8 protein-coding genes are annotated in these 12,851 nt (G+C 73.3%); 3 read left to right on the top strand and 5 right to left on the bottom strand.

What is annotated here, in order from left to right:
• Nucleotides 1–256: 256 nt before the first annotated feature.
• The 4 genes from hpt to dacB form a co-directional block, all read right to left on the bottom strand.
• Nucleotides 257–832, bottom strand: a complete 576-nt coding sequence (gene hpt, locus Aau02nite_RS08950) for a hypoxanthine phosphoribosyltransferase (RefSeq protein ID WP_212987841.1) — start codon at nt 830–832, stop codon at nt 257–259.
• A 127-nt stretch (nt 833–959) separates the two neighbouring features.
• Nucleotides 960–1,913 (bottom strand): tRNA lysidine(34) synthetase TilS, encoded by a 954-nt coding sequence (gene tilS, locus Aau02nite_RS08945; protein ID WP_246595013.1) that lies wholly within the window; start codon nt 1,911–1,913, stop codon nt 960–962.
• Nucleotides 1,914–2,134: 221 nt separating this feature from the next.
• The gene (locus Aau02nite_RS08940) at nt 2,135–3,193 is read right to left on the bottom strand and encodes a zinc-dependent metalloprotease (protein WP_212987840.1); all 1,059 of its coding nucleotides are present in this window, start codon (nt 3,191–3,193) and stop codon (nt 2,135–2,137) included.
• A gap of 60 nt (nt 3,194–3,253) precedes the next feature.
• The gene (dacB, locus tag Aau02nite_RS08935; RefSeq protein WP_246595009.1) at nt 3,254–4,687 is read right to left on the bottom strand and encodes a D-alanyl-D-alanine carboxypeptidase/D-alanyl-D-alanine endopeptidase; all 1,434 of its coding nucleotides are present in this window, start codon (nt 4,685–4,687) and stop codon (nt 3,254–3,256) included.
• Between the two features lie 515 nt (nt 4,688–5,202).
• Between dacB and Aau02nite_RS08930 the strand changes: the two genes are divergently transcribed.
• Nucleotides 5,203–5,706: an inorganic diphosphatase gene (locus Aau02nite_RS08930; RefSeq protein ID WP_023562899.1), complete on the top strand. Its 504-nt coding sequence runs from the start codon at nt 5,203–5,205 to the stop codon at nt 5,704–5,706.
• 57 nt (nt 5,707–5,763) lie between these two features.
• On the opposite strand, the gene eccD is transcribed toward Aau02nite_RS08930, so the two are convergent.
• Entirely contained in the window at nt 5,764–7,200 is a 1,437-nt protein-coding gene (eccD, locus tag Aau02nite_RS08925; protein ID WP_212987838.1) for a type VII secretion integral membrane protein EccD, read from the bottom strand.
• Between the two features lie 171 nt (nt 7,201–7,371).
• Here eccD and eccCa point away from each other — a divergent pair, with 171 nt between their 5' ends.
• Together eccCa and mycP are read left to right on the top strand one after the other, a co-directional pair.
• Entirely contained in the window at nt 7,372–11,349 is a 3,978-nt protein-coding gene (gene eccCa, locus Aau02nite_RS08920) for a type VII secretion protein EccCa (protein WP_212987837.1), read from the top strand.
• A 211-nt stretch (nt 11,350–11,560) separates the two neighbouring features.
• Complete coding sequence (gene mycP / locus Aau02nite_RS08915) at nt 11,561–12,850, top strand: type VII secretion-associated serine protease mycosin (protein WP_246595008.1); 1,290 nt, start codon at nt 11,561–11,563, stop codon at nt 12,848–12,850.
• The last annotated feature ends 1 nt before the right edge of the window (nt 12,851 follow it).

Raw genomic sequence — 12,851 nt, 5'->3', positions numbered from 1 at the left:
TAACCTGAAGCCGCTCCGGCAAACTCCACCGGTGCGACCGCTACCGATCCGACCCCTCCGGCGCTTGTGACACTGCGCCATCGGTCACTCGACCGTACACCGTGGCTGCCTCCCGCGACTGGTCCAGCCCGGCCTCCGGGACCCCTGCGGTCACCGCCTGTTCATGCCGGAGCCCCGGTTAAACAGGCACAGAATCGGACAATACAGTCCGGTTGCGGACCATGCCGCCGATTCCTGAGAGTCGGCTGGGAGACGTTCAGCTACGGGCGTACACCTCGGGCTTGAGCACTCCGACGTACGGGACCTCGCGGTAACGCTCCGCGAAGTCCAGTCCGTAGCCGACCACGAACTCGCTGGGGATGTCGAAACCCACGTACCTGGTTGGCACCGGCACCTTGATCGCGTCCGGCTTGCGGAACAACGCCACCACCTCGACGCTCGCCGGCTGCCGGGACTGCAGGTACTTCATCAGCCAGGACAGGGTCAGACCGGAGTCGACGATGTCCTCGACGATGACCACGTGCCGGCCGGTGATGTCGCGGTCCAGGTCCTTGAGGATGCGCACCACCCCCGACGACGCGGTCCCGGAGCCGTAGGACGAGACGGCCATGAACTCCATCTCGGAGGAGGGGCCCTGCCGGCCCAGCGCACGCGCGAAATCCGCCATGAACATGACCGCGCCCTTGAGCACGCAGACCAGCAGGATGCCGCCCTCTGCGTCCGCGTAGTCCGCGGCGACCTGCTTGGCCAGCTCTTCGGTCTTCTCGCGGATCTGCTCCTCGGAGATGATCACGCGGTCGATGTCGGCGTCGTACCAGGAGCCGTCTGCCATGCGCCTAGCGTGCCGCATGAACGTGGCCGGTCGTGGCCGGGGGCAGCGGTCCGTGCCCGTCCAAGCGCAGGTTATGGGGCGAATCAGGCCACGGCGTCTGGCCCGGCAGCACAGTCAGTGACAACTGTCACAAGCCGGCGGGCACCAGGTCACCCGCTCGGCGACCCACGACGATCCCGCCCGGCAGCGACGCGGGCCCCTGGCCGTGCCAGCCGGTCACCAGCGCGTCCAGGGCGAGGACGTGCCGGTGCGAGAGGGCGGCCCCGGGAGCACCGAGTTCGCGGGCCCAGGCGTGCAGCACCCGGCTGCGGATGGCCGCGGGCAGGGCGGCCAGCGCGCCCACCGAGAGGCCGGTGCCCGACCGGCACGCGCCGAGCGCCTCGGCGGCGACCCCGTCGAGATAGCCGGCGTCCGCGGCGAGCAGCGAGGCGGTCCGCGCCAGGTTGGCGACCACCCCGGGCCCCAGCGCCGCGATCAGCGCGGGCAGGGCGTCGGCCCGGACCCGGGAGCGGGTGTACGCCGGGTCGGTGTTGTGCGGGTCCTCCCAGGCCGCGAGGCCCAGCGCGGCGCAGGCCTTGCGGGTCTCGGCCCGGGTGACGTCCAGCAGCGGCCGGAGCAGGACCCCTTTCCGGTACGGCATCCCGGACAGCCCGCGCGGCCCCGCGCCCCGGGCCAGCGCGAGCAGCACGGTCTCGGCCTGGTCGTCCCGGGTGTGCCCGAGCAGCACCGCCACCGCGCCGGTTCGTGCCGCGACGGCGGAAAGTGCCTGGTAGCGGGCGTCCCGGGCGGCGGCCTCGGGTCCTCCGGGGCGGCCGGTCACGTCGACCGTGGCGATCTCCACGGGACCCAGCCCGGCGGACCGCGCCCAGTCGGCGACGGCAGCGGCCCGGGCCGGGGAGCCCTCCTGCAATCCGTGATCGACGGTCACCAGCCCGGCCCGCAGGCCGAGGCGGGGCGCGACGAAAGCTGTCGCGGCAGCGAGGGCCAGCGAGTCGGCCCCACCGGAACACGCGACAAGAACAAGCTGCCCGGGCGCCGGCTGCGACGCCACGCCCGGCCCGGACTCAGCCAGCGACGCCACGCCCGACCCGGGCTCGGGCAGCGACGTCAGGCCCGACCCGGAGACCGTCCCGGCCGCCGTTTCCGAGACCACGCTCGGTCCCGCACCGCCGGCTACGGCCACGCTCGGTCCCGCGCCATCAGCAGCGGCCGCGTCGAGCCCCACGCCGGAGCGCAGCGCCCGGCGGACCGCGTTGCGGACAGCCGCGACCGAAGGCGCGATCCTGGCCACGGCCGGGACCGCTAGGAAGCCAGTCCGACCGGCCCGTGCACCCGGGCCACCCACGCGTCCGGGTCGCCCAGCTCGTCCAGCCGGGGCAGGGTCAGCGGCGAGTCGAAGATCTTGTTGAAGCCGGCCATGCCGACCCGCTCGACCACGCCGTGCACGAACTTGTGGCCCTCCGCGTACTGCCGCATCTTGACCTCGATGCCGAGCAGCCGGCGGATCGCCTTCTCCAGCGGGTTGCCGCTCTCGCGGCGCTGGTTGAACTTGGCCCGGATGGACTCGACCGACGGGATGACCTCGGGGCCGACCCCGTCCATGACGAACTCGGCGTGCCCCTCCAGCAGGGTCATCAGCGCGGTCAGCCGGTCCAGGACCGCCTTCTGCGCGGGGGTCTGCACCAGATCGATGACCGAGGACCGGCTGTCCGGGTCGCGCAGGGCGTCCGACAGCGTGGCCACCCCGCGGCGCATCCGCTCGAGGATGTGCTCGCCGTTCTGCGAGGCGTCGACGAACGCCTGGACCTCGCCGAGGAAGTAGCCGCGCATCCACGGCACGGCCGTGAACTGGGTGCGGTGGGTCACCTCGTGCAGGCAGACCCAGAGCCGGAAGTCGCGGGGGTCGGCGCCGATCTTGCGCTCGACCTCGACGATGTTCGGGGCGTTGAGCAGCAGCTGGCCCGGCTCGGCGGAGAAGACCTCGTACTGACCGAGGACCCGGCCGGACAGGTAGGCCAGCACGGTGCCGGCCTGCACGCCGGTGACCCGGGAGCCGATCGCGTCGGCCACCGCTCCGGGCTGCTTGTCCCCGGAGAGCCTGGTGACCAGCGGAATGATCACGTGCTTGAGGCCGGCGATGTTGACCGCCGCCCAGTCCTTGCGGTCGACGACCCGCACCGGTGGAGCCTCGACCTGGGCGGTCAGCCCGGTGTACGCCGCGACGTGTCCCGCGGCCTCCTCGGTCAGATCGCGCAGCTGCGCCACCACCTGGGTGGCTTCCTCGTAGGACACCGCGGGTCCGGATTTCGACAGCGCGCCCGCGGTGGCGGCGGCCAGATCCCAGTCAACGAACTGCGCCATGCTGACCACCGTACCCGCGCCCGACCAGCCGCCGGCCCTGAGAAATCCCCTAGGGCCGGCCTAGGTGCACCCGCAGGTGACCAGCTTGGCCGCGATCCGGTCCAGCGCCTGGCGGGCGGCGACCGACTCGCCGGTGCGGTCCGCCATGATCGCGAAGACCAGCAGCCGGCCGTCGGCGGTGACCAGCTGGCCGGAGATCGTGTTGACCCCGGTCAGCGTGCCGGTCTTGGCCCGGACCAGGCCCTGGCCGATCCGGTTGGGCGCCGGGGTCACGAAGCGGGTGCGCAGCGTGCCGGACCAGCCGGCCACCGGCAGCCCGCCGAACATGCCGCTGAGCTCTGCGTGCTTGCCGCTCGCGGCGAGCTTGAGCACCTCGGTCAGCAGGTTCGGGCTGATCCGGTTGCGCCGGGACAGGCCGCTGGCGTCGGACAGCTCGGCCTCGCCGGCCGGCAGACCCAGCTCGCCCAGCTTGGCGATCATCGCCTGGGCCGCCCCTTCGAAGGAGGCCGCCTGGCCGGCCGCCAGCGCGACCTCGCGGGCCAGCGCCTCGGCGAGCACGTTGTCGCTCTGCTCCAGCATCCAGTCGACCACGTGCACCAGCGGCGGCGACTCGACCTTGCCCAGCTCCGCGCCGGGGGCCGGAGCCGCGCCGGCCGCCGCGGAGGGCGCGGCCGAGGGGGCGCCCGACTCCACGGCGGCGGGCGCCTTGCCCTTCTTCACCGTGCCCGTCGCGACGCCGAGGTGTTCGGCGAAGGCCCGGCCCGCGGCCAGCGCCGGGTCCGAGAAACGCGGGTCGCCGCCGAACTCGTTGTGCACCGGCTCGATCCGGCCGGCGTTGGTCATCAGCGACTGGATCTTGGCCACCTGACCGCCGCCGATGACGTCACCGTCCCAGCCGAGCGCGGTGAGCGGGCCCTCGTACAGCGAGATGTCGACGGTGACCTTGGTCGGGGCCTGCCCACCGAGCGCCTTCTCGACCTGGCCGGCCAGCTTGTCCAGCCGGGCCGCGCCGGGGAACTGGCCCTTGGCGCCGGCCGAGAGGGTGGCATCGCCGCCGCCGATCAGCACGACCTCGCCGGGCTCGGCGCCGGCCACCGCGCGGGTGGCCAGCCGGTGGGCCGGGCCCCGGGCCGCGAGCACGGTGGCCGCGGTGAGCAGCTTGGTGGTGGAGGCGGGGGTGGTCATGGTGTCCGCGTTCTGCTCGAACAGGGACTCCCCGGTCGCGGCGTCGGCGACCGAGACGTTGACCCGCGGGCCGAGCGGGCCGGCCTTGAGCAGCGGGGTGATCGCGGCGCTCACCCCGGCCGCGGTGGGCGCCGTGCCCGAGGTGTCGGCCGCGGCCAGCACGGGCGTCGGCATCGGGTCCGGGGTGGCGGCCGCCGAGGGGCTCGACGTGGGGTCGCCCGCCAGCCAGCCGTCCACCGGACCGGGCCGGACCACCAGCACTCCGGCCGCGGCCACCACGACCAGCACGAGGGCTGCAAGAAGCGACAAGACGACGGTACGCCGCGACTTGCCCGTACCCGGCTCCGCCGCTGCCGGTCCCCCGGCTGGGGGACCCGCCGGGCCCGGTGCCGGACCGCCGGGCTGACCCGTCGGGGCCGCCGGGGGCTGGACCGCGGGTGCGGACCCCGGGACAGGCTGGGGCGCAGAGGGCCCCTGAGCAGCCTGGGGCTGGGATTGAGCGCTGTTGAGCGGGACCGAGGCGCGACCGTACGTGGTGCCCGCGGGACGTGGCGCGGGCGGTGTCACCGGCGATCCGGCCGGCGGCACACTGGCGCGCCCTACCGGCAGATGACCGTTCTCCGGTCCCGACACGCCGTCGTACTCAGGAGTGTTCTGTGAATCTTGCCTCCCCACGAGCCCCTCCTCCGTACGTGGCGTCAGACTTAGGGGAGACTACAAACATCCGGCACACCGGTGCGCGCGGATCCTCGGGGCCGATTCCTGCTCCCGCTCCGTCGCCACGCCCTGCCGGGTCCGATGCGGGGCTAACAAGGGAGCGAACGATGGATTTCGACGTCTTGGTTGAGATCCCCAAGGGCCAGCGGAACAAGTACGAGGTCGACCACAAGACCGGCCGGATCCGACTGGACCGGACGCTCTTCACCGCGACGCAGTATCCGGCTGACTACGGGTTCATCGAGGGCACTCTGGGGCAGGACGGCGACCCGCTGGACGCCCTGGTGCTCATCCAGGAGCCGACGTTCCCCGGCTGCCTCGTGCGGGCCCGGGCGATCGGCATGTACCGGATGACCGACGAGAAGGGCCGCGACGACAAGGTCCTCTGCGTGCCCTACGAGGACCCGCGCCAGGAGCACCTGCGCGACATCCACCACCTGGGCGAGTTCGACCGGATGGAGATCCAGCACTTCTTCACGGTCTACAAGGACCTCGAGCCCGGCAAGTCGGTCGAGGGCGCGACCTGGACCGGCCGCGTCGAGGCCGAGGAGGAGATCCGGGCGTCGTTCAAGCGCGCGGAGGCCGCGGAGCACCACGACGAGGGTCACTGATCCGACAGCGGGACGCGGCGGCCGGGTAGCTCGGCCGCCGCGTTCTTCGTGTCCGGGTCAGATGCTGAGGTTGCTGGCCATGCCGTAGAGGCCGAGGACCGCGCAGGCGACCGGGATGACCGCCACCACGGCCAGCGTGTCCAGCAGGTCGGCGGCCCGCCCGAGATACGGCGACGGCGGCCGGCGGGTCCAGGTCGCTCCGGCGGCGACCACGGCCAGCGCCACCAGCAGGACGGTGACGCCCAGGCCGAGCAGCATCGCCTCGCCCGCACCCCACAGCAGGTCCACCCCCAGGACGAAGAGGCCGAACAGCCCGGCGGAGATCAGCGGCAGCCGCTGGCGCAGGGTCACGAAGAGCCGGCAGCGCAGCAGCAACGCCGCCACCGCGAGACCGGTCAGGATCTGCGCGGACAGACCGCCGGCGGACGCCAGCACCACGAAGGCACCCGCACAGAGCAGCGCGTGCCCGAGCAGCAGCCCGGTGAGCAGCTCCTCGGTGCGGCTGACCGCGGCGAAGACCCGGGCCCGGTCCGGCCGCTCCCGCGCCGCGGCCAGGGCCGAACCGCCGGCCGGGGCGCCGGTGAAGGTCTGCTCCGCCTCGCTGCCGGTGGGCAGGGTCACCGGCGGGGTGGGCATCTTGCCCAGCCGGATCGCCAGCAGCGGCAGCGCGCCGATCCCGCAGATCAGGGCGGACAGCAGGATCGCCGCGGCGCCGGCGGCCGAGGTGAGCAGGGCGGCGAGGGCGGTCAGCGCCCCGAACAGGCCGATCATGATGCCGGCGGTGAAGACCCGCAGGGACGCGGCCACGCCGGCCGCGCCCAGGGCGGCGACCAGCAGCAGCGCCACCGAGCCGGTCAGCAGCTCGGGGCCGCCGAGCCAGGGCAGCAGCGCGAAGACCCCGACCGGGTCACCGGAGGCGATCAGCACGGCTCCGCCGACGAACGCGTACGGCAGCGCGCAGCCACCGAGGACCGCCCCGGCCCGCGCGTCCCCGTACGCCCGGGAGGCCGTGATGCCGGCGAGCGCGAGCAGCAGGCCCACGCCGAGCCCGAAGAAGGCCGCGCCGCCCCAGGCCGGACCGGCCGTGACCACCGTGAGCAGGGCGACCGCCAGCAGCACCGCGCACCCGGCCAGGGTGGCCGTGCGGGTCGAGGCCGGCGACCAGATGGTGCCGCGGCGCCGGGCGCCCTCGGCGATGGCCTCGACGACGTCGTCGTACTCCAGCTCGGGCCAGTTGTCCCGGGCCGGCACCAGGTGCAGCACCTCACCGTCCCGGACACCCTGCGGGAACAGGCCCTGGGCGGTGGCCAGGGCGACGCCGTCGGTGCGGCGCAGCAGCCAGCCGCCGTGCTTCTCGCCGTCGTCGGCCAGCCCCTCGCCGGCGTGCCGGAGGACCTCGGGCAGCAGCTCGGCCAGCGGTACGTGCTCGGGCAGCGCCACGTCGACCCGGCGCTGCGGCGCGCTGATCGTGACTCGGGCCAAGCCGACACTCATGCCGTATTTCCCATCGATGGTGACGAGGCTGCGGAACTGAGGGGACTTTACCTACCATGAGCCCTGCGCGGTGACCGGTCGCTGGTCATGCGGACGGGGCACAGCCACCACTCGCCAAAGTGGATGATGTGCGCAAGGCGGGCGGTTGCGAATGAAAGGGACTCTCTCGGTATGAGCACGGTGGTGATCAAGCGGGCTGCCCGGCGGCCGGCGCCGGAGATCCCGACCGGCGAGCTCGCCGTCGATCCGCCCCCCGAGATCCCGCAGGCGGTCGGCGGGCGGTGGACCCAGGCGCTGATGGTGCTGCCGATGCTCGGCGGCTCGGTGGCGATGGCCATGATGATGGGCCGCGGTGGCGGCGGCGCCTTCTCCTATGTGGTCGGCGGCCTGTTCGGTATCTCGTCGCTGGCCATGCTGGCCACCTCCTTCGGCGGCAGCGGCGGGCCCAAGAAGGCCGAGATGATGGCCGCCCGCCGGGAGTATCTGCGGCATCTGTCCGGTCTGCGCCGGCGGGTCCGGGACACCGCGAGCAAGCAGCGCCTCGGCCTGTTCTATCGCCACCCCGACCCGCAGCAGCTCTGGTCGACCGCCGAGAGCCACCGGGTCTGGGAACGCCGCTCGGCCGACCCGGACTTCGGTGTCGTGCGGCTCGCCGTCGGCCCGCAGACCCTGGCCACGCCGCTGATCCCCCCGGTCACCCGGCCGCTGGAGGACCTCGAGCCGATGACCGCCGGTGCGCTGCGCCGGTTCCTGGACGCGTACTCGGTGGTCCCGGACCTGCCGGTCGCGGTGTCCCTGCGCGGCTTCGCAAGGGTCTTCATGCGCGGCCACGGTCCCACCGGCGAGGCCGACGCGCGCGCCCTGACCCGCGCCGTGCTGGCCCAGCTGGCGGTCTTCCACGCGCCGGACGATCTGATCATCGCCGTCTGCGCCGGCCCCGAGCGCCGCGCGATGTGGGAATGGGTCAAGTGGCTGCCGCACAACCTGCACCCGTCGCGCACCGACCGGCTCGGCCAGGTCCGGCTCGTGGCCAGCGCCGGGCCCGACCTGGAGAAGCTGCTCGAGGACGTGATCGGCAACCGGCCGCGGTTCAACCCGGCCGGCAGCAGCGGCAACGGTCCGCACGTGGTGATCGTGCTCGACGGCGCCGACCTCAAGGGCGCGACCCAGCTCGACGACGGCATCGACGGCGTCACGGTGCTGGACCTCGACGACGTGCCACCCCGGCTGCTGGACCGCTCGCTGCTGGTGCTGGAGGTCAAGCCGGGCAACGGCAAGCACGAGCTGCACACGTACGCGATGGACCACGCCGCCGACGTCGGCACGCCGGACCGGCTCAGCGAGGAGGAGGCCGAGGCCGTCGCCCGCCGGCTGGCGCCGTTGCGCCTCGCCGCCATGTCGCGTTCCACCGACAGCCCGATGGCCACCGAGATGGGCCTGGCCGAGCTGCTCAACCTGGGCGACCCGGACTCGTTCAGCGTCGCCCAGGCCTGGCTGCCCCGGCCGAACCGGGACAAGCTGCGGGTGCCGATCGGCCTCGGTGCCGACGGCGGCGCCATCGAGCTGGACCTCAAGGAGTCCGCGCAGGACGGCATGGGCCCGCACGGCCTGCTCATCGGGGCCACCGGCTCGGGCAAGTCGGAGCTGCTGCGCACGCTGGTGCTGGCGCTGGCCGCCACCCACTCCTCCGAGACGCTGAACTTCGTGCTCGTCGACTTCAAGGGCGGCGCGACCTTCTCATCGCTGGACCGGCTGCCGCACACCGCCGCCGTGATCACGAACCTCGCCGACGAGCTGCCGCTGGTCGACCGCATGGTGGACGCCATCGACGGCGAGCTGCTGCGCCGCCAGGAGCTGCTGCGCAAGGCCGGCAACTACGCCAGCCTGCGCGACTACGAGAAGGCGCGGGCCGGCGGTGCGGCGCTGTCGCCGCTGCCGTCGCTGCTGGTCATCTGTGACGAGTTCTCCGAGCTGCTCTCGGCCAAGCCGGACTTCATCGACCTCTTCGTCCAGATCGGACGGCTCGGCCGCTCGCTCGGCGTGCACCTGCTGCTGGCCAGCCAGCGGCTCGAGGAGGGCCGGCTGCGCGGGCTGGACACCCACCTGTCGTACCGGATCGGTCTGCGGACCTTCTCCGCGCTGGAGTCGCGGGCCGTGCTCGGCGTGCCCGACGCGTACGAGCTGCCGCGCTCGCCCGGCCACGGCTACCTGAAGTTCGGCACCGAGCCGCTGGTGCGGTTCAAGGCCGCGTACGTCTCCGGAGCGTTCCGCAAGGCCGGCAGCGGCGGTCCCGGCGCGGCCCGCGACGGCTCGGCGCCGCAGGTGCTGTCCTACTCGACGCACTACGTGCCCGCCCCCAAGCCGGTCGAGCCGGCCAAGCCGGTGCCCGAGGAGACCCCGGCCGGCGAGAGCCTGCTCGACGTCATGGTGGCCCGGCTCAACGGCCAGGGCCCGCCGGCCCACCAGGTGTGGCTGCCGCCGCTGAACCAGTCGGCCGCGCTGGACGAGCTGCTCGGCCCGGTGACCGTGGACCCGGTCCGCGGCCTCGCCTTCGCCAACCCCGAGCTGCACGGCGCCCTGCAGGTGCCCGTCGCGCTGATCGACAAGCCGCGCGAGCAGCTGCGCGACGTCATGTGGCTGCAGCTGAGCGGCAGCGCCGGACACGTGGCCGTCGTCGGTGGCGCCCAGTCCGGCAAGTCGACCGCGCTGCGTTCGCTCATCTGCGGGCTGGCGCTCACCCACACCCCGGCCGAGGTGCAGGTCTACTGCCTGGACTTCGGCGGTGGCTCGCTGGGCACGCTCAAGGACCTCCCGCACGTCGGCGGTGTCTACGGGCGGCTCGACTCGGTCGGCGTGCGGCGTACGGTCGGCGAGGTCTCCACCCTGCTCGCCACCCGGGAGGCCCGCTTCGGCGAGCTGGGCATCGACTCCATGTCGTCGTACCGGCGGCGCCGCGCGGCCCACGCCGGGCTGAACAACGGCGCCGACCCCGACCCGTTCGGCGACGTGTTCCTGGTCGTCGACGGCTGGACCACCCTGCGCAAGGACTACGACGAGCTCGAGGGCGTGATCACCGACATCGCCACCCGCGGCCTGTCGTACGGCATCCACGTGGTCGCGAGCGCCCCGCGCTGGATGGACTTCCGGCCGGCGATCCGCGACCTGTTCGGCTCCCGGGTCGAGCTGCGCCTCGGTGACCCGACCGACTCGATGGTGAACCGGCGCGCGGCGGTCAACGTGCCGGAGAAGGCCGGCCGGGGCCTGATCGAGCACCCCACGGACAAGAACAAGAGCCTGCACCTGCTGACCGTGCGGCCGGAGCTGAGCGGGGCGGGCGAGACGGCCGAGCTGGTCAAGATGATCGCGACCAACTGGACCGGGCCGGTGGCACCGCGGGTGCGGCTGCTGCCGCCGTCACTGCCGTACGCGGACATCGACCTGTCCCGGTCCACCGGGCTGCGCCTGCCGATCGGCATCGCCGAGTCGGACCTGCAGCCGGTCGAGATCGACTTCGCCGGTGACCCGCACTTCCTGCTCTTCGGCGACGCCGAGTGCGGAAAGTCGTCGTTCCTGCGGGCGCTCGCCACCACCGTGATGCGCCGGTTCCAGCCCGAGGAGGCCCGGCTGATCCTGGTCGACTACCGGCGCAGCCTGATGGACCTGCCCGAGTCCGACCACCGGATCGGCTACGGCATCCAGGCCGCGAAGACGCTCGAGCTGATGGAGTCGGTGGCCGGTTACATGGAACGCCGGCTGCCCGGCCCGGACGTCACCGCCCAGCAGCTGCGCGAGCGGTCCTGGTGGACCGGTCCGGAGCTGTTCGTGCTGGTCGACGACTACGACCTGATCGCCTCCGGCCCGACCAACCCGCTGCAGCCGATCGTGGAGTACCTCCCGCAGGCCCGCGACGTCGGCCTGCACCTGATCGTCACGCGGCGGGCGGGCGGGGCCGGCCGGGCGATGTACGACCCGGTGATCCAGCGGCTGCGCGAGCTGTCGTCGCCGGGCCTGGTGATGTCCGGGCCCAGCGACGAGGGAGCGCTCATCGGGCCGATCCGGCCGACCCTGATGCCACCAGGGCGTGGTCGCCTGATGACTCGGCGTGAGGGAGTGCGGTTGATCCAGTTGTCGCATCTGCCGCCGTACTGAGCCTGCGACCTGCGCGGTCACACTCGTGGTGCGATCCGCATCGACAGACCCCAGCAACAACGCGCGGATTCGGAGTAATCTCCCAGCATCGACCGTCCATCATCAGAATGGTCATGCCGCCAGTGAGCGCTGTGAGCGAAGCACCGCGTGCGTCCCGCCCATCGAGGCGCGACGATGCCGTATGCCGTCGGTCCTGCGACGGTGCCCGTTGGTGAACGCCCGGTATCTGCCCGTCCGGCTCGCCGCCGTCACCACCGTCGCGGGCCTGTGCGCCGGCCTCAGCGGCGTGCCCGCTGCGGCCAAGGCCGAGGTCGAGCCCACCGCCACGGTCGCGGGCCCGCTGAGTGGCCCGCTCACCGAGCCGGAGCCCTGGCTGGGCGACTCGGTGCGCGCCGAGCAGTGGCACCTCAAGACCTTGAACGTGCGGGGCGCCTGGACGTACGCGGCCGGCGCGGGCGTCACGGTGGCCGTGATCGACTCCGGCGTCGACGCCGGGCACAAGGACCTGCAGGGCCAGGTGCTGCCGGGCCTCGACCTGGTGGAAGCCGGCGGCGACGGCGACACCGACCTGGTCGGGCACGGCACCACGGTCTCCGCGCTCATCGCCGGCCGCGGCGACGACGAGGCCGGCGTGGTCGGCATCGCCCCCAAAGCCAAGATCCTCCCGGTCCGCGTCCTGGACCGGGAGAACCGCTACGACGACGCGCTGATCGTCGCCAAGGGCGTGCGCTGGGCGGTCGACCACGGCGCCCGCGTCATCAACCTGTCCCTCGGCGGCAACGGCAGCAGCCCGGCCCTGGCCGCAGCCCTGGACTACGCCTTCGCCAAGGACGTGGTCGTGGTGGCCTGCACGGGCAACGCCAACGCCTCGACCACCTCGGGCGTCTGGTATCCGGCCCGCGAGCCCGGCGTCATCGCGGTGGCGGGCATGGAGAAGGCCGGTGACGTGCTGTGGTCGGGCTCGATCACGGGCAAGGAGACGGTGGTGACCGCCCCGGCGACCCAGCTGGTCGGCGCGCGCCCGGGTGGCTACTGGCGGGTGCAGGGCACGAGCTTCGCGGCGCCGATGGTCTCCGGCACCGCGGCGCTGGTCCGCTCGCGCTGGCCCTCGATGTCGGCGGCCGAGGTCGTCAACCGCATCATCAAGACGGCCGAGGACCGCGGCCCGGCCGGCCGCGACGGCCAGTACGGCTACGGCCTGGTCGACCCGACGGGCGCGCTGACCGCCGAGGTGCCGGCGGTGGTGCGCAACCCGCTGGACACCACGGCCTCACCGGGCATCGCCGGCTTCGGCAACGCCCCGGCCTCGGGCCAGGCCCAGTCGGCGCCGAACAACGCCGTGGTGGGCGCACGTGTCCCCGGCGTCCACGGCACGGCGGCCCGTGCGGGCGACGCTGAGTCCCCGACCTCATCACGCGGCTGGGGAGCGGCGGGCCTGCTGTTCCTGCTGTCCGTCGTGGCGGCGATCCTGACGTTCCGCCGCTTCGCCCGCGTCGCCTGAC

It is taken from the genome of Actinoplanes auranticolor (genome assembly GCF_018332655.1).
Lineage (GTDB): Bacteria > Actinomycetota > Actinomycetes > Mycobacteriales > Micromonosporaceae > Actinoplanes > Actinoplanes auranticolor.
The sequence above is the reverse complement of the archived record's forward strand: the minus strand, read 5'-3'. Positions and strand labels throughout refer to the sequence as shown.